Raw genomic sequence first — 16619 nt, 5'->3', positions numbered from 1 at the left:
GCGCGAAGGGGAGATTTCGAGATGACCGTCATCGCCAAGCCGGAACAGACAGGCACGCGCACGCTGGTCGATGCGCCGGCGCTTTCGCCCGCTTCCATCGCCAAGCCCGAGCTGATCAGTGTCGAGCAGGCCAAGGCGATGGACGTCGCCCGCATCACCGATCTGTTCAAGGCGCATCTCAACCCTGGACAGCTGCATTTCATGAAGCTGCTCGGCTTCCACAAGGTCAAGATCGAGCGCGCCGAAGGCATGTTCTACATCGACCAGAACGGCCGCAAGATCCTCGACTTCTTCGGCGGCTTCGGCTCGCTCGCCTTCGGCCACAACCATCCGCGCATCCTGGAAGCCCGCAGGAAATTCCAGGAGGAAAAGCGCCAGGAGATCGCCATCGCCTTCATGTCGCAATATGCGGCAGCACTTGCGCACAACATCGCCAAATGCTCGCCCGGCGATCTCGACATGGTGTTCCTGGGCTCGTCCGGCTCGGAGGCCATGGAAGCGGCGGTCAAGCTAGCCGAGCGCGCCGCGGGCCCGAAGCGGCCGAAAATCGTCTATGCCGAGAATTCCTTCCACGGCAAGACCAAGGGCGTTCTGGCGATCACCGACGGCCAGCTCTACCGCGCGGACTTCAAGGTGGCCGACAATGTCGTGCGGGTTCCCTTCGCCGACATCGACGCCGTCGAGCGTCTGTTCAAGAGCGATCCCGAGATCGGTGTCATCGTGCTGGAAACCATCCAAGGCGGCGGCGGCATCATCCAGGCAAAAGCCGAGTACTGGCAGAAGCTGCGCGCGCTGTGCGATCAATATGGCGTGCTGTGGGTCGCGGACGAGGTGCAGTGCGGCTATGGCCGCTCCGGCCGGTTCTACGCCTTCGAGCACTACGGCGTGGTGCCGGACGTGACGGCGCTGGCGAAATCGCTCGGCGCCGGCAAGGCGGCGGTCGGCGCGATGATCGCCAGGCGCGACGTCTATATGAAAGCCTATGGCACGCCGAAGACGGCGATGATCCATGCCATGGCGACCTTCGGCGGCATGGGCGAGGCCTGCGTCACCGCGATCGAGGGCATCAACGTGCTGTATGACGAAGGCCTGATCGACAACGCCGCATCGACCGGCGAGTACCTTCTGCGGCGGCTGCAGGCGCTGAAGGAAAAATATCCGAAGATCATCAAGGATGTGCGCGGCAAGGGCTTCATGATCGGGCTCGAGTTCCACGACTTCTCGCAGACCCTGCCAATGGTGCTGCGGCCGGTGGTGAGCGTGCTCGACGACAAGCTGAAGGGCTCGCTGTCGGGCTTCGTCGGCTCGCTGCTGCTGCGCGACTACGATGTGCTGGTCGCCTTCACCGAATACAACCGCAACGTCATCCGCCTCGAGCCGCCGCTGATCTGCCAGCCCGAGCATGTCGACCGCTTCGTCGATGCCTTCGACAGCCTGCTGTCGCGCGGCATCGTGGCGATCGTGAAGGATTTCGTGAAAAGCCAGGTCGGTAAGTAGAGGCCACTGAGGATGCTGACCAGGCCTTCCGCTCCGACCAATCCGCTGGAACGGTTGATCGGCGCCGGGCTGGCGTGGGGCGAGAGAGCCTATGCGAAATGGGCCGCGTCGATCGGGGCGGTCGCCTTCTCGCTCTATATCCTGCTCACCGCCGCGACCGCTTGGTTCATGCCTGACACCAATTGGGACATGCTGCCCTATCTGGCGATCGCCGAGGAAGGCGCCTATCCCGATCCGAAGGCGCTGCATGACTATGCCTACAGCGCGGTCAAGGCTGGCGTGTCGGCCGGCGATTACAAGACGCTGACGGACGACGGCGGCGGTTTCCGCAGCCATATGGCGCAGAATGCTGCCGACTTCCACTCGCTGCTCGGCATGTACCGGATCAAGTTCCTCTATGCCGAGATCCTGTCCACCCTCAGCCATGTCGTCTCGCCGGTGGAGGCGATGCGGCTGTTGCAGGCCTTCTCGGTGCTTCTGTTCGGCGCCGTCACGCTCGCCTGGCTGCGCGCAGAAGGCGCGCTGGCGCTGGCGCCGGTCGCCGGCGCCATCCTGATCATGGCCGATTTCGGCGACGCGGCGCGGGCCTCGACGCCGGACCTTTTGTGTTCGGCGCTGTTCCTGGGCGGGGTTTTTTCCTACGTGCGCAAGCGCGACGCGGCGACGGCGATCCTACTTTTCCTCGCTTTCATGGCCAGGCCCGACAACCTCGTCTTCCTCGCCATTTTCGCGGTGCTGCTGGTCGCTTTCCGCGAACGAGCATGGGGGGCACTGGCCGGCTTCGCGGCATCCTTTATTGCTTATTTCGCCATCTCGCACTGGGCGCAGCATCCCGGCTGGTGGCCGCATCTTTGGTTCTCCAGCATCGAGCAGCATTACAATATGGTCGGCTTCGAACCGCCGTTCTCGGTGGCCGCCTATCTGAAGGCCTTTGCCGCGTCGGTGGTGCGCGCGATCAGCATCAACAGCTGGGTCGGTGTTTCGGTCCTGGCGCTGGCCGGCTGGTTCGGGCTCGAGCGCGCTGGCTTCCGGCTGGACCGCCGCGCCGGCATCCTGCTCGCGGCGCTCGTGCTCGGCGTGCTGGCGAAATTCGCCGTCTTCCCGATCCACGACACCCGCATCTATTTCCCCAATCTTCTGCCGCCCTTCCTGCTGCTGGCCGCGCCGCTGATGGCGCTGTGGGCAGCGAGCCAGGGCGGGCGCCGCGCGGCGCTGCAGGTCGTTCCTGGAAATAAGTCATGAGCTCGCTTTCGGGCTTCGCGCGCGTTCTCCTGTCGCTCGGCCTTCCGGCCGGCCTGCTCGATCGCGGCCCGGCGCTGCACGGCACGAAATTCCTCGCCAAGGCGTCGCTGAAGGCACGTTTCGGGGGCAATGGCCGGCCGTTCCAGATGGTCAATGTCGGCGCCTGCGACGGCGCGCTGTTCGACGATGTGACACCCTGGCTGCACCGCATTCCGGGGGCGCGCGCCATGCTGGTCGAGCCGATCCCCTACAATCAGAAGCGGCTTCGCGCCAATTACCCGGATGCCGACCGCTTCATCATCGAACCGGTAGCGGTGACCAGAACCAACGGCACGATCACGGTCCACACCTTCGATGCCGCCGCGCTCGAGGCCGGCACGCTGCCGATCGAGTTCATCGGCTGCTCATCGGTCACCGACACCAACCTGATGTCAGGCAAGAACGCCTGGGGCGAGGCCGACGCCAACTTCAACAAGTTTGCGCAGCATCTGAAGGACATCGAAGTGCCGTCGGAGACCTTGCAGACGCTGCTCGACCGCAACGGCATTACCTATATCGACGCTTTCCTGGTCGACTGCGAAGGCGCCGACTGGATGGTGTTCGAGCAGCTCGACCTTAAGCGCTACCGCCCCGGCATGATCAAGATCGAGGTCGGCGCGCTGCCGGCGGCCGAGATCGGCCAGGTCGTCGTCAAGCTGAAGACCGCCGGCTACCAGGTCGGCTTCCAGGCCGAGGACATCTGGGCCTTCGCCTAGAGCGGTTCATTGTTTCGCGGTAAACGGCGAACCGCTCGATCTCCTTGTTTTGATGCAATTCCCGGACGGAAGGCTACGATGAAGTCGCCGAGCCCGACCGTTCACACTTTCCTGGAATTGCTCTCGCTTGCGCCATCGAACCCGATTTGCCGTCCGGGGCCGAACGCGCTTGACAAGATGGCTCCGGCCCGTCCACCCTAGGCCATTCACCAGGGGAGTCCCGGCAAGGGGCTGAGATACTGCTGGCTTCGCGGCGCAGTGACCCGTTGAACCTGATCCAGTTCATACTGGCGTAGGGACGGTGCAAGCGCTTTGCGGGAGTTCATGCCCGAAGACCTGTTCAAGCAGGCAGATCGAAGCGTCTTTTCATCCTTCCGGCACAGAACTGGGTCTCCAATGCAACGAGCAAAGGAGCCTCAAATGAATGCCTTGACCCCGACCGTATCGACCGGGCCATTGCCCGCTTCGCGCAAGATCTACAAATCCGGCATCCTCCATCCGCAAATCAGGGTGCCGATGCGCGAGATCGCGGTGCACCCGACTGCCGGCGAGCCGCCGGTGACGGTCTACGACCCGTCGGGCCCCTACACCGACCCCGCGATCGAAACCGATATCGAGAAGGGCCTTACCCGGTTTCGGCAAGACTGGATCGTCGCGCGCGGCGATGTCGAGCCCTATGACGGCCGCCACGTCAGGCCGGAGGACAACGGATTTGCGACAGGCGAGCGCCTGACGCGGGGATTTCCGATCCGCAACCGTCCGCTGCGGGCGAAAGCCGGCAAGGCGGTGACGCAGCTTGCCTATGCGCGCGCTGGCATCATCACGCCCGAAATGGAATTCGCGGCCATCCGCGAGAATCTCGGTCGCGAGATGCTGCGCGGCAGGCTTGAACAGGACGGCGAGGCATTTGGCGCATCAATCCCGGATTTCGTCACACCGGAATTCGTACGCGACGAGGTGGCGCGAGGCCGTGCGATCATTCCCGCCAACATCAATCATCCCGAGAGCGAGCCGATGATCATCGGCCGCAATTTCCTGGTGAAGATCAACGCCAATATCGGCAATTCCGCCGTCACCTCCTCGATGGCCGAAGAGGTCGAAAAGATGGTCTGGGCGATCCGCTGGGGCGCCGACACTGTCATGGACCTGTCGACCGGCCGCAACATCCACAACATCCGCGAATGGATCGTGCGCAACGCGCCGGTGCCGATCGGCACGGTGCCGCTCTACCAGGCGCTGGAGAAGGTGGGCGGCGTCGCCGAAGATCTGAGCTGGGAGGTCTATCGCGACACGCTGATCGAGCAGGCCGAGCAAGGCGTCGACTATTTCACCATCCATGCAGGCGTGCGGCTGCATTATATCCCCCTGACCGTCGACAGGATCACGGGCATCGTCTCCCGTGGCGGCTCGATCATGGCGAAATGGTGTCTGCACCATCATCGCGAAAGCTTCCTCTACGAGCATTTCGAGGAGATATGCGATATCGCCCGGGCTTATGACGTCTCCTTCTCGCTCGGCGACGGCCTTCGCCCCGGCTCGATCGCCGATGCCAATGATAAAGCGCAGTTCGCCGAGCTGGAGACGCTTGGCGAACTGACTAAGATCGCCTGGGCAAAGGACTGCCAGGTGATGATCGAAGGCCCGGGCCATGTTCCCATGCACAAGATCAAGCAGAACATGGACAAGCAGCTTGCCTTCTGCGGCGAGGCGCCTTTCTACACGCTTGGGCCGCTGACAACGGACATCGCGCCCGGCTACGACCACATCACCTCCGGCATCGGCGCCGCCATGATCGGCTGGTTCGGCACAGCCATGCTCTGCTATGTGACGCCGAAGGAACATCTCGGACTGCCCGACCGCAACGACGTCAAGACCGGGGTCATCACATACAAGATCGCCGCGCATGCAGCCGATCTCGCCAAGGGGCACCCGGCGGCGAAGATCCGCGACGACGCGCTGTCGCGGGCGCGGTTCGAGTTCCGCTGGGAAGACCAGTTCAACTTGTCGCTCGATCCCGAGACGGCGCGTTCGCTCCACGACGAGACGTTGCCCAAGGAGGCGCATAAAGTCGCGCACTTCTGCTCGATGTGCGGACCGAAATTCTGCTCCATGCGCATCTCCCACGACATTCGCGCGGAAGCGCAAAAGGAGGGGATGGCGGCGATGGCGGAGAAATACCGCGCAGGCGGCGATCTCTATATGCCGGTCAAAACGTCGGAAGAACAGCCTTCGGCGCTTGATGATCAGGCGTCGCGCTGAGTCATGCGCCGTGTGCTTGTCAAAGGCGCCGGTGTGGCAGGCCTCACCGTCGCCCATGAATTGGCTGCGCGGGGTGCGTCGGTTACGGTTGCTGAAATCAGGGGCCGGATAGGCGGCAAGGCCTCCTGGCTTGCCGGCGGTATGCTCGCTCCCTGGTGCGAGCGCGAAAGCGCCGAAGAGGCGGTTGTCACGCTCGGCAAAACTTCGGCCGAGTGGTGGGAAAGGACACTGCCCGGGCTCGTGACGAAAGCCGGTACTCTCGTTGTCGCCCATGCGCGCGATGCATCCGAGCTTGCCCGTTATGCGGCTCGCACGGGCAATTGCGAATCCGTCGACGAAGAGGCGCTTGCCGCCCTCGAGCCCGATCTTGCCGATCGCTTCCGCGAGGGGGTGTTCTTTGCCGGCGAAGCTCATCTCGATCCGCGCCGGGTTCTCGAAGCGCTGGCCGGCAAACTGCGCACAATGGGCGTCATCTTCCTCTTCGAGGCGGGCGAGATCGCTCCTTCCGGCTTCGATCAGGTGATCGATTGCACGGGCATGGCGCGGGCCGACGACGACTTGCGCGGCGTGCGCGGCGAAATGCTGATCCTCCACACGCGTGAGGTCTCACTCGCCCGGCCGGTGCGTCTGCTCCATCCGCGTCATCCGATCTATGTGGTGCCGCGGGCCGATCATCACTTCATGGTCGGCGCGACCATGATCGAAAGCGACCATGACGGGCCGATTACCGCCCGTTCGCTTATGGAGCTCCTTAATGCGGCCTACGCACTTCATCCGGCGTTCGGCGAGGCCGAGATCGTCGAAACGGGCGTGGGCGTTCGCCCTGCCTATCCCGACAATCTGCCACGGGTAAAGCGTCGGAAGGACGGCGCGATCACGATCAACGGCCTTTACCGGCACGGTTTCCTGCTTTCACCGGCCATGGCCGAGCAGGCTGCCGACCTTCTCTTCAATTCATCTGCCGACCTGGAGTCTGAAAATGAAGCTGATCGTCAACGGCGAAGCGCTTGAAGCCAAGGCGGCGACGCTCGACGCCCTTTTGAAGGAGCTGGACTACGAGGGCGGCTGGCTCGCCACCGCGCTGAACGGCGATGTCGTACCCGCGGCCAAACGGCCGGAATTCCAGTTGAGCGAGGGCGATCGGATCGAAATCCTGTCGCCCATGCAGGGAGGCTAGCCGATGTTCGAGCTTTTCGGGACAAAATTGGCCTCGCGTCTGCTGCTGGGCACCGCGCAATATCCTTCCCCGGCGGTGCTCGCCGAAGCGGTCAAGGCCTCGGGCACCTCGGTGGTGACGGCCTCGCTGCGCCGTGAAATGGCTGGCGGCAGGGGCGGCGAGAAATTCTGGTCGCTGGTCAACTCCCTCGGTGCGAGAATCCTGCCCAACACCGCCGGCTGTCACTCCGTGAGGGAAGCCGTCACGACTGCGAAGATGGCGCGCGAGGTCTTCGGCACGTCCTGGATCAAGCTCGAAGTGATCGGCAATCACGACACGCTGCAGCCCGACGTGTTCGGCTTGGTCGAGGCGGCCCGCATCCTTTGCGAGGACGGTTTCGACGTATTCCCCTATACCACCGACGACCTTGTCGTCACCGAGCGGCTGCTGGAGGCAGGCTGCAAGGTCCTGATGCCGTGGTGCGCGCCGATCGGTTCGGCGCTCGGGCCGGTCAACATAATGGCGCTCCGTTCGATGCGCGGGCATTTCCCCGACGTTCCGTTGATCGTCGATGCGGGGCTCGGACGGCCGTCGCACGCGGCAACCGTCATGGAGCTTGGCTTCGACGCCGTGCTCCTCAACACGGCGGTCGCCAAGGCTGCCGATCCTGTGGCCATGGCGCGGGCTTTCAGCAAGGCGGTCGATGCCGGCCGCGAAGCGTATGGTTCGGGCCTGCTCGAGCCGCGCGACGTCGCCGTGCCATCGACGCCTACGATCGGCAGGGCGGTTTTTTCATGAAGCTCGATCCCTTCTACCTCATCGTCGACAGCGCCGCCTGGATCGAGCGGCTGGTGCCGCTCGGCGTCAGGCTGGTGCAGCTACGCATCAAGGACATGGACGAGGACAGGCTGCGTATGGAGGTCCGCAAGGCAAAAGCCTTGTGCGCACGACACGACTGCCAGCTCATCGTCAACGATCATTGGCGCCTGGCGATCGAGGAGCGCTGCGACTTCGTCCATCTCGGCCAGGAGGATCTGCAGGCCGCCAACCTGCCGGAGATACGGGCGGCCGGCATCAGGCTCGGACTGAGCACCCACGACTATGCTGAGCTGGAGACGGCCATGGCAGCCACGCCCGACTACGTCGCGCTTGGTCCCGTTTATCCGACCATCCTGAAGAAGATGAAATGGGCGCCGCAGGGGCTCGAAAGAGTTCACGCCTGGAAGGACGCTGTCGCACCCATTCCGCTGGTCGCTATCGGCGGTCTCAATCCCGAGCGGCTCGACGGCGTTTTCGGAGCCGGTGCCGACAGCGCTGCGGTGGTGACGGATATAACGCTGAACCCGGATCCCGAGGCGCGCACCGGGGAATGGATCGAAAAGACTGCCCCATGGCGCTGAACCGGGACCCATATGTGCTCGTCGTCGGCGGATCGGATTCCAGTGGAGGCGCGGGAATTGCGCGCGACATCGAGACGATCTCTGGCATCGGCTTGCGCGCTTGCGTTGCCGTCACCGCGGTAACGGTGCAGACACACCAATCCGTCACGGCAACCCACCATATGCAGCCTGGTCTGGTCGCCGATCAGATGCGCGCGGCGCTGCGGGCCAACAGGGTCTCCGCGATAAAGATCGGCATGCTTTCGACGGGACGCGTCATCGCGGCGGTTGCCGCCGTGCTCAGCGAAAATCCGCGGATACCGGCAGTCCTCGACCCGGTGTTGGCTTCCTCGTCGGGCAGGCAACTGCTGGAACCGGGGGCGATCGGAGTCTTGAAGCGCGATCTCATGCCGCTTTGCCGTCTCGTCACGCCGAACCTTGTCGAGCTGGCGATCCTGACCGGTTCGGATTTGGCCGTGGACGACGATGATACGCTGCGGCAGGGGAGGCGATTGCTTGCGGCCGGGCCGCAGGCACTGCTCATCAAAGGCGGCCATGCGACGGGACCCAGATCAACGGATATCCTGTTGAGCCCTGGACAAGAACCTATCCACGTCGACATGCCAAGGCTTGCCGGCTCGATGCGTGGGACCGGCTGCATGCTGGCGAGCGCGATCGCGGCACATCTGGCCGGTGCGAAACCGCTCGAGGACAGCGTGCGCGAAGGCAAGCGGCTTGTCTTCGAAAAGCTCCTGCGGTGTATCGAGCGCGAACTCGGCTCCGGGGCATAAGATAAGCAATTCTTCGCCCATGACAGTCTGGGCCGGCGTCAGGGTCGCTCGGTCTTTTCCTAATGTCGCAAACAGGCTTCAATCTCCCCACCGCTCCGCCCTATAGTCCCGCCCGCTTTATCCCTTTGGAGTCGCGGGCAATGGCAGAGTTTCCGAAAAAGGCGAAGGTCGTCATCGTCGGCCTGGGCGGTATCGTCGGCGCGTCGGTCGCGCATCACCTGATCGAGCGCGGCTGGGACGATATCGTCGGCATCGACAAGTCGGGCATACCGACCGATATCGGCTCGACGGCGCACGCCTCGGATTTCTGCTACACGACCAGCCATGATTTCCTGTCGTGCTGGACGACGCTCTACTCCATCGATTTCTACGAGAAGATGGGCCACTACGCGCGCGTCGGCGGCCTCGAGGTCGCCCGCGTCGGCGATGACGGCCGCATGGATGAGATCAAGCGCAAGGTGGCCTCCGCAAAGGCCTTCGGCACCCGCGCCCGCCTGATCGAGCCGGCCGAGATCAAGAAGAAGTTCCCGCTCATCGAGGAGCATCTGGTGCAGGGCGGCCTGTGGGATCCGGACGCCGGCCTCGTCATCCCGCGCTCCCAGACGGTCGCCGGCAAGCTGGTCGATCAGGGTGTCGCCGCCGGCAAGCTGCAGGCGTTCGCGAACACTTCCGCCAAGGAGTTGATCGTCGAGAACGGCCGCATCAAGGGCGTGGTGACCGAGCGCGGCACGATCGAGGCCGACTATGTGGTGGTCTGCACCGGCATCTGGGGCCGGCTCACCGCCGCACTGGTCGGTGAGGACCTGCCGGTCATGCCGATCGACCATCCGCTCACCTTCTTCGGCCCCTACAACGAGTTCGCCGGCACCGGCAAGGAGATCGGCTGGCCGTTGCTGCGCGACCAGGGCAACTCCGCCTATATGCGCGACACCGGCGATCCCAAGACCGCCGAGGGCGGGCAGATCGAATGGGGCTACTACGAGGAGACCAATCCGCGTCTGTGCCACCCGCGCGATCTGCTCGAAAAGGACCAGGCGCGACTTTCGCCGTCGCAGCGCGACCTCGACATGGAGCAGATCATGGCGCCGCTGGAGCGTGCCATGGAGCTGACGCCGATCTTGGGAGAGCTCGGCTACAATGAGGGCCATTCCTTCAACGGGTTGCTGCAGGTGACAACCGATGGCGGCCCGTCGATGGGCGAGAGCCAGAAGGTGAGGGGCCTGTGGTACGCCGTCGCCATCTGGGTCAAGGACGGCCCCGGCATGGGCAAACTCATCGCCGACTGGATGACCGACGGCCGCACGTCGATCGACCATCATGCCATCGATTATTCGCGCTTCTATCCGCACCAGATGCAGGAACAGTTCATCTGGGATCGCTGCACCGAAACGGCGATGAAGGTCTACAATCCGGCGGTGCATCCGCGCGAGCCTTTCTCCAAGGGCCGCAACGTCCGCCGCTCGCCGTTCTATGAGCGTGAGAAGGAGCTCGGCGGCTATTTCATGGAGCTGGGCGGCTGGGAGCGCGCCCACGGCTATGCCGCCAACGAGCACCTGCTGGAAAAATACGGCAACCGCGTGCCGGTGCGCGAGAACGAGTGGGACAACCGCCATTTCTGGCGCGTCTCAAATGCCGAGCATCTGGCGATGAGCGAGGATTGCGGCATCGTCAACCTGTCGCATTTCTCCATGTATGACGTCGAGGGACCCGACCATGTCGCGCTGCTGGAGTGGCTGTGCGCGGCCAAGATCGGCGGCGACAACAACATCGGCAAAGGCATCTACACCCACTTCCTCGATGAGGAAGGCATGGTGCGCGCCGACTTCACCGTCATCCGCATGGCCGATCGCTGCCGGGTGATCGACGGCGCCGATGCCGGCCCGCGCGATTTCCGCTACATGCAGCGCACCGCGCAGGACAAGGGTTTCGACGTCACCGTCACAGACGTAACCGAAAAATACGTCACCATCGGCATCTGGGGGCCGAACGCCCGCACGACGCTGCAGAAAGTGGTCGAGGACCCGAACGGGTTGACGCCGGAGAATTTCCCCTTCGCGGCGATCAAGCCGATCAGGATCGGCGGCAAGGATGTCACAGCCTTCCGCATCTCCTATGTCGGCGAGCAGGGCTGGGAATTGCATATGCGCTACGAGGACGGCCTTGCCGTTTGGGACGCGCTGCGCTCGACCGGCGTCATGCCGTTCGGTGTCGAGACCTATGCCAATACGCGCCGCATGGAGAAGAGCCTGCGGCTGCAGAACGCGGACCTTCTGACCGAATACAATCTGCTCGAGGCCGACCTTGCCCGTCCGAAGGTCAAGGAGAACGACTTCTGCGGCAAGGCCAAGCACCTGGAATATCGCGCCCGCGAGCACCAGCCGGCGATGCTGTGCACGCTGGTGATGACCGAGAACACCGATTCCAAGGGCGTCGCACGTTATCCGGTCGGCACCATGCCGGTGCAAGATCCCGCGACCGGCGAGACGCTGGTCGACGCGCTTGGCCGCCGCTCCTTCACCACCTCGGTCGCCTATGGTCCGACCATCGGCAAGAACATCGCGCTCGCTTATCTGCCCTGGGCCTACTGCCAGGAAGGCCGCAAGCTGCAGGTCGAGTATTTCGGCGAGACCTATCCGGTCGAGGTGGCGGGCGTCGGCTACAAGCCGCTCTACGACCCGGAGAACCTCAAGCCGAGGAGCTGACGACCGGCTCACTACCGGCAACTGATCGGAAAAGCGCGGCCCTCCTTGGAAGGCCGCAATGCTTGGCTTGATGTGCGGGGGGCCAGCGGCTTATGTGGCTCGATCAGAAGCCTGCGAAAGCCACGCCCCATGCGCATCCTGTCCGACGCCTTCATTCCCGAACTGCCCAATCGCTACAATGGCAAGGTGCGCGAAAATTACGATCTGCCGGACGGGCGCCGCATCATCATCGCCACCGATCGCCTGAGTGCGTTCGACACGATCCTGGCTTCGATTCCGTTCAAGGGACAGGTCCTCACCCAGACGGCGCGCTACTGGTTCGAGGAAACCGCCGACATCTGCCCCAACCACGTGCTGGAATATCCCGACCCCAACGTCGTGGTCGGCAAGCGGCTCGACATGCTGCCGGTCGAGATCGTGGTGCGCGGCTATCTGGCCGGGACCACCAGCACCTCGATCCTGACCAAGTACCGGAAAGGTGAACGGAGCTTCTACGGTCACAGCTTTCCTGAGGGGCTGCGCGACAATGAAAAGCTGCCGCAAGCGATCATCACACCGACCAGCAAGGCAGCCAGCGGCGGTCATGACGAGCCGCTGTCGGAAGCCGAGATCATCGAGCAGGGACTGCTTACTGAGGCGCAATGGGGCACGGTATCGCGCTACGCGCTGCAGCTGTTTGCCCGCGGCCAGCAGCGCGCCGCCGAACGCGGCTTGATCCTGGCCGACACCAAATATGAATTCGGCACCGCGCCGGACGGCACCATTGTGCTGGCGGACGAAATCCACACGCCCGACAGCAGCCGCTATTGGATCGCGGCAAGCTATGACGAGGCGTTCGAAAGCGGCGGCCGGCCGCAGAGTTTCGATAAGGATTTCGTCCGCTCATGGGTGTCGGCGCGGTGCGATCCCTACAAGGACCCGATCCCGCAAATTCCGGACGAGATCGTCAACCAGGCTTCGGCGGTCTATGTCCAGGCTTATGAGGCGATCACGGGGGCGAAATTCGTGCCCGACCTTTCCGGCGATACGGTGCTGGAGCGCATCCGTTCTAATCTCGCGCGATATTTTTGAAAGATCACCGCCGGGCGGAAATCCGGTGCCCGGCAATTCCCGGCTTCTGCGCGCGGCGATTTTCGCCTAACCTTGGTCCATGTCCGCTTATGCCCGCGCAAGGCATATCGTCGTCTCGGCCGGTGCCGCCCTGGCTCTGGCGCTTTGGCTGACGCCGGCAGCGTCTCCCGCCGAACCGGTCGATGTCGAACTGGTGCTGGCGGTCGATGTCTCGCTCTCCATGTCGCCGGCGGAGCTGGAGATCCAGCGCCACGGTTATGCCGCCGCGCTCACGCATGACAATGTGCTGAAGGCCATCGCCGACGGCGCCTATGGCAAGATCGCCGTCACCTATGTGGAATGGGCGGGCACCACCTGGCAGCGCGTCATCGTGCCGTGGACGGTGATCGCCAATCGTGCCGATGCCGAGAAGGTGGTGGCTCAACTCAGTGCCCGCCCGCCGGACAGCGCCCGGCGGACTTCGATCTCCGGCGCGCTGAGCTTCGGCAGCGATCTCTTCGCCGAGAGCGGCTTCCAGGGCACGAAGCGCGTCATCGACGTCTCGGGCGACGGACCCAACAATCAGGGCGCGCCCGTCAATCTCACGCGCGACGAGGTGGTCAGGCAAGGCATTACCATCAACGGCTTGCCGCTGATGACGCGCGGTGGTTTCAGCGGTGCCTTCGACGTCGAAAATCTCGATCGCTATTACAGCGACTGCGTCATCGGCGGACCGGGCGCCTTCATGATCCCAGTCAATGACTGGACGCAGTTCCCCGAAGCGATCCGCCGCAAGCTGGTGCTCGAGCTTGCCGGTCCCGCTTCACCGCAATGGGCGGCCGAAGAGGCCGCGCATCCGCCGGTCGTGCTCGCCGATGACAAGCCAGCCGCCGATTGCCTGGTGGGCGAGAAGATGTGGCGCAACCGCGGCTGGGGCGTCCCGTGACGGACCTAAGAGCTGCTCCGAAAAGCCGGGTCCACTCTCCAGGATCATGCTCCGGCTTGGACCATCATCCAGTGCGGCTTCTGCTTCATTGACAAGCCTTTTGGCGTCTGTGAGACAATCTGCGCTCACCACAAAAAGGGGAACAACAATGAAAAGAACCACCATTTTCGCGGCGGCGCTGGCGGCCGCCGCCGTGCTTAGCGCACCGGCGATGGCGGCGACGTCGCTCACCATCGGCATCAGCGGCTGGACCGGCTTCGCGCCGCTGACGCTGGCCAAGCAGGCCGGGCTTTTCGAAAAGCACGGGCTCGATGTCACGTTGAAGAAAGTGCCGCAGGCCAGCCGTCCGCTGGCCATCGCCAGCGGCGACCTGCAATGCGCGGCGACCACCGTCGAGACCTGGATGGTGTGGAACGCCAGCGGCGTCACCACCAAGCAGATCTTCCAACTCGACAAATCCTACGGCGCGGACGGCATCGTCGTGCGCAACGACATCAAGAGCGTCGCCGATCTCAAGGGCAAGAACGTCGCTTCGTCCGCGCCCGGCACCTCGCCCTATTTCCTGCTCGCCTGGGTGCTCAACAAGAACGGCATGTCGACCAAGGACGTCACCGTCGTCAATCTGGAGCCGGACGCGGCGGCGCAGGCCTTCCTGGCCGGCCAGAACGATGCCGCCGTCACTTACGAGCCCTTCATCTCCGCCGTGCGCGACAAGGCCGACCAGGGCCACATCCTGGCGACCACGCTCGACTATCCGATGGTGATGGATACGGTCGGCTGCACGCCGGACTTCCTCAAGGCCAATCCCGATGCCGCCAAGGCGCTTGCCGACAGCTATTTCGACGCGCTCGACATGATCAAGAAGGAACCGCAGAAATCCTACGAGATCATGGGCGCCGACGTGAAGCAGTCGGCCAAGGAGTTCGAGGACTCGGCCAAGTACCTGAAATGGGCCGACAAGGCGGAGAACAAGCAGTTCTTCACCAAGGATTTCCAGGACTTTTCCAAAACGGCCGCCGAGCTCTTGCTGCAGATGGGGCTGATCAAGGAAGCGCCGGACGTGACGACGCTTGCCGACACCAGCGCGGTCGCCAACTGATCGCGCATCACCCGATCGGCGGCATCGCGCCGCCGATCCTTTCTCCTTAAGCGCGTCGCGATTCTTCGGATACGCTCGCTGCGTCTTAGATTTTGATTACGCATGTCTTATCCCGAAACCGGCTCCCGCTTTCGGGAGACATGCTTTAAGGACAGGGCCTGATGCTGCGTCCCTTGCACCCCGTTGCGCCGGGCACGCGAACCGTGCTCGGCATCTCCTTCTTCGTGCTGTTCGTGGCGTTCTGGGCGTGGATCACACTCGGCGGCCATGTGAACCGCATCTTCCTCGCCGATCCGCTGTCGATGCTGAAGGACGGCTGGCGGCTGCTCGTCGAAGACCGGTTCTGGCTGGATATCCTGATCACCATCTGGCGCGTCTTCGGCGGCTTCGTGCTCGCCTCGATCGTCGCGGTGCCGATCGGCATCGCCATGGGCGCATGGAAGCCGATCGAAGCTTTCCTCGAACCGTTCGTGTCCTTCGCACGCTACCTGCCGGCGTCGGCCTTCATTCCGCTGCTCATCCTCTGGGCCGGCATCGGAGAACTCGAAAAGCTCCTGGTGATCTTCGTCGGCTCGGTGTTCCAGATCATTTTGATCGTCGCGGTCAAGGTCGGCGCTACGCGCCGCGACCTGGTCGAGGCCGCCTACACGCTGGGGGCGACGGACAACGGCATCGTCAAGCGCGTCATCATGCCGGCCAACGCGCCGGAAATCGCCGAAACGCTGCGGCTGGTGCTTGGCTGGGCCTGGACTTATGTGATCGTCGCCGAGCTGATCGGCTCGTCGTCCGGCATCGGCTATATGATCATCAACAGCCAGTCGCGGCTGGCAACGGGGCAGATCATCTTCGGCATCATCGTCATCGGGCTGATCGGGCTTCTGTCCGATTTCGCCTTCAAGGCGCTCAATCGCTGGCTCTATCCGTGGAGCCTGGCATGAGCAAGCTTCAGATCGAGAGCGTCTCGCGGACCTTTGCCGGGGTCGGGGGCGGGGAGCCGGTGCAGGCGCTGCAGCCGGTCGACCTCGCAGTCGCCGCGAATGACTTCATCACCATCCTTGGGCCGTCCGGCTGTGGAAAATCGACTTTGCTCCGGATCGTCGCCGGACTGGAAGCGCCGAGCACCGGTCGCGTGCTGCTCGACGACAAGGCAGTCACAAGGCCGGGGCCGGATCGCGGCATGGTGTTCCAGTCCTACACGCTGTTTCCCTGGCTGACGGTCGCCGAAAACATCGGGTTCGGTCTGCGCGAGCAAGGCAGGCCCGAGCGCGAGCGCAACGAGGTCGTCGCTTCCTATATCGATCTCGTCGGCCTGAGGGGTTTCGAGAACCATTGGCCGAAGCAGCTGTCGGGCGGCATGCAGCAGCGTACGGCGATCGCGCGGGCGCTGGCCAACGATCCCGAAATTCTCCTGCTCGACGAGCCGTTCGGCGCGCTCGACAACCAGACGCGCGGGCTGATGCAGGAACTGCTGCTCGGCATCTGGGAACAGCGCAAGAAGACGGTGCTGTTCGTCACTCACGACATCGAGGAGGCGATCTTCATGGCATCGCGGGTGGTCGTGATGAGCGCCCGGCCCGGCCGCATCAAATCGGACGTGCCGGTCGACCTTCCGCATCCGCGGCACTACACGCTGAAGACCACCCCGGAATTCTCCGTGCTCAAGGCGCAACTCACCGAGGACATCCGCATCGAGGCGATGCGGACGGCGCAGGGGCAATCAGTCGGAGCTTGATCCGGAATCTC

General features: G+C 63.7%; 15 protein-coding genes and 1 riboswitch. All 15 genes read left to right on the top strand.

The features are described from left to right. Nucleotides 1-21 precede the first annotated feature (21 nt). The 15 genes from ACVMIM_RS25145 (at nt 22) to ACVMIM_RS25075 (ending at nt 16608) form a co-directional block, all read left to right on the top strand. Complete coding sequence (locus ACVMIM_RS25145) at nt 22-1497, top strand: aspartate aminotransferase family protein (RefSeq protein ID WP_476115186.1); 1476 nt, start codon at nt 22-24, stop codon at nt 1495-1497. A 12-nt stretch (nt 1498-1509) separates the two neighbouring features. After that, nucleotides 1510-2739, top strand: a complete 1230-nt coding sequence (locus tag ACVMIM_RS25140) for a hypothetical protein (RefSeq protein WP_476115185.1) — start codon at nt 1510-1512, stop codon at nt 2737-2739. Continuing rightward, nucleotides 2736-3494: an FkbM family methyltransferase gene (locus ACVMIM_RS25135; protein WP_476115184.1), complete on the top strand. Its 759-nt coding sequence runs from the start codon at nt 2736-2738 to the stop codon at nt 3492-3494. The genes ACVMIM_RS25140 and ACVMIM_RS25135 overlap by 4 nt, the downstream gene beginning before the upstream one ends. A 201-nt stretch (nt 3495-3695) precedes the next feature. Further along, nucleotides 3696-3811, top strand: a riboswitch (TPP riboswitch). Nucleotides 3812-3914: 103 nt separating this feature from the next. Continuing rightward, nucleotides 3915-5753, top strand: a complete 1839-nt coding sequence (thiC, locus tag ACVMIM_RS25130) for a phosphomethylpyrimidine synthase ThiC (protein WP_476115183.1) — start codon at nt 3915-3917, stop codon at nt 5751-5753. A 3-nt stretch (nt 5754-5756) separates the two neighbouring features. Further along, the gene (gene thiO / locus ACVMIM_RS25125) at nt 5757-6764 is read left to right on the top strand and encodes a glycine oxidase ThiO (protein ID WP_476115182.1); all 1008 of its coding nucleotides are present in this window, start codon (nt 5757-5759) and stop codon (nt 6762-6764) included. Continuing rightward, nucleotides 6733-6930, top strand: a complete 198-nt coding sequence (thiS, locus tag ACVMIM_RS25120) for a sulfur carrier protein ThiS (protein WP_041003920.1) — start codon at nt 6733-6735, stop codon at nt 6928-6930. Before thiO ends, thiS begins: the two co-directional genes overlap by 32 nt. Before the next feature lie 3 nt (nt 6931-6933). After that, on the top strand, nt 6934-7707 hold the full coding sequence (locus tag ACVMIM_RS25115) for a thiazole synthase (protein WP_476115180.1): 774 nt from the start codon (nt 6934-6936) through the stop codon (nt 7705-7707). Beyond that, complete coding sequence (locus ACVMIM_RS25110; RefSeq protein ID WP_476115179.1) at nt 7704-8309, top strand: thiamine phosphate synthase; 606 nt, start codon at nt 7704-7706, stop codon at nt 8307-8309. The genes ACVMIM_RS25115 and ACVMIM_RS25110 overlap by 4 nt, the downstream gene beginning before the upstream one ends. Then, nucleotides 8300-9079: a hydroxymethylpyrimidine/phosphomethylpyrimidine kinase gene (locus ACVMIM_RS25105; RefSeq protein ID WP_476115177.1), complete on the top strand. Its 780-nt coding sequence runs from the start codon at nt 8300-8302 to the stop codon at nt 9077-9079. Before ACVMIM_RS25110 ends, ACVMIM_RS25105 begins: the two co-directional genes overlap by 10 nt. A 140-nt stretch (nt 9080-9219) precedes the next feature. Then, on the top strand, nt 9220-11781 hold the full coding sequence (locus ACVMIM_RS25100; RefSeq protein ID WP_476115175.1) for a GcvT family protein: 2562 nt from the start codon (nt 9220-9222) through the stop codon (nt 11779-11781). 129 nt (nt 11782-11910) lie between these two features. Further along, nucleotides 11911-12852: a phosphoribosylaminoimidazolesuccinocarboxamide synthase gene (locus tag ACVMIM_RS25095; protein ID WP_476115174.1), complete on the top strand. Its 942-nt coding sequence runs from the start codon at nt 11911-11913 to the stop codon at nt 12850-12852. Nucleotides 12853-12931: 79 nt separating this feature from the next. Continuing rightward, complete coding sequence (locus tag ACVMIM_RS25090) at nt 12932-13777, top strand: DUF1194 domain-containing protein (RefSeq protein ID WP_476115173.1); 846 nt, start codon at nt 12932-12934, stop codon at nt 13775-13777. Nucleotides 13778-13925: 148 nt separating this feature from the next. Further along, complete coding sequence (locus tag ACVMIM_RS25085; RefSeq protein ID WP_476115172.1) at nt 13926-14876, top strand: ABC transporter substrate-binding protein; 951 nt, start codon at nt 13926-13928, stop codon at nt 14874-14876. A 161-nt stretch (nt 14877-15037) separates the two neighbouring features. Next, nucleotides 15038-15814 carry an ABC transporter permease gene (locus tag ACVMIM_RS25080; protein ID WP_476115171.1) on the top strand — a complete coding sequence of 259 codons (777 nt, stop codon included), beginning with the start codon at nt 15038-15040 and terminating at the stop codon, nt 15812-15814. After that, complete coding sequence (locus tag ACVMIM_RS25075) at nt 15811-16608, top strand: ABC transporter ATP-binding protein (protein ID WP_476115170.1); 798 nt, start codon at nt 15811-15813, stop codon at nt 16606-16608. Before ACVMIM_RS25080 ends, ACVMIM_RS25075 begins: the two co-directional genes overlap by 4 nt. Nucleotides 16609-16619 lie beyond the last annotated feature (11 nt).

Source organism: Mesorhizobium sp. USDA 4413 (assembly GCF_056280365.1).
The sequence above is the reverse complement of the archived record's forward strand: the minus strand, read 5'-3'. Positions and strand labels throughout refer to the sequence as shown.

Excerpts from the sequence above, each read along its gene's own strand:
- ACVMIM_RS25145 (WP_476115186.1), top strand. The coding sequence starts at position 22 with ATGACCGTCATCGCCAAGCCGGAACAGACAGGCACGCGCACGCTGGTC.
- ACVMIM_RS25140 (WP_476115185.1), top strand. The coding sequence starts at position 1,510 with ATGCTGACCAGGCCTTCCGCTCCGACCAATCCGCTGGAACGGTTGATC.
- ACVMIM_RS25135 (WP_476115184.1), top strand. The coding sequence starts at position 2,736 with ATGAGCTCGCTTTCGGGCTTCGCGCGCGTTCTCCTGTCGCTCGGCCTT.
- thiC (WP_476115183.1), top strand. The coding sequence starts at position 3,915 with ATGAATGCCTTGACCCCGACCGTATCGACCGGGCCATTGCCCGCTTCG.
- thiO (WP_476115182.1), top strand. The coding sequence starts at position 5,757 with ATGCGCCGTGTGCTTGTCAAAGGCGCCGGTGTGGCAGGCCTCACCGTC.
- thiS (WP_041003920.1), top strand. The coding sequence starts at position 6,733 with ATGAAGCTGATCGTCAACGGCGAAGCGCTTGAAGCCAAGGCGGCGACG.
- ACVMIM_RS25115 (WP_476115180.1), top strand. The coding sequence starts at position 6,934 with ATGTTCGAGCTTTTCGGGACAAAATTGGCCTCGCGTCTGCTGCTGGGC.
- ACVMIM_RS25110 (WP_476115179.1), top strand. The coding sequence starts at position 7,704 with ATGAAGCTCGATCCCTTCTACCTCATCGTCGACAGCGCCGCCTGGATC.
- ACVMIM_RS25105 (WP_476115177.1), top strand. The coding sequence starts at position 8,300 with ATGGCGCTGAACCGGGACCCATATGTGCTCGTCGTCGGCGGATCGGAT.
- ACVMIM_RS25100 (WP_476115175.1), top strand. The coding sequence starts at position 9,220 with ATGGCAGAGTTTCCGAAAAAGGCGAAGGTCGTCATCGTCGGCCTGGGC.
- ACVMIM_RS25095 (WP_476115174.1), top strand. The coding sequence starts at position 11,911 with ATGCGCATCCTGTCCGACGCCTTCATTCCCGAACTGCCCAATCGCTAC.
- ACVMIM_RS25090 (WP_476115173.1), top strand. The coding sequence starts at position 12,932 with ATGTCCGCTTATGCCCGCGCAAGGCATATCGTCGTCTCGGCCGGTGCC.
- ACVMIM_RS25085 (WP_476115172.1), top strand. The coding sequence starts at position 13,926 with ATGAAAAGAACCACCATTTTCGCGGCGGCGCTGGCGGCCGCCGCCGTG.
- ACVMIM_RS25080 (WP_476115171.1), top strand. The coding sequence starts at position 15,038 with ATGCTGCGTCCCTTGCACCCCGTTGCGCCGGGCACGCGAACCGTGCTC.
- ACVMIM_RS25075 (WP_476115170.1), top strand. The coding sequence starts at position 15,811 with ATGAGCAAGCTTCAGATCGAGAGCGTCTCGCGGACCTTTGCCGGGGTC.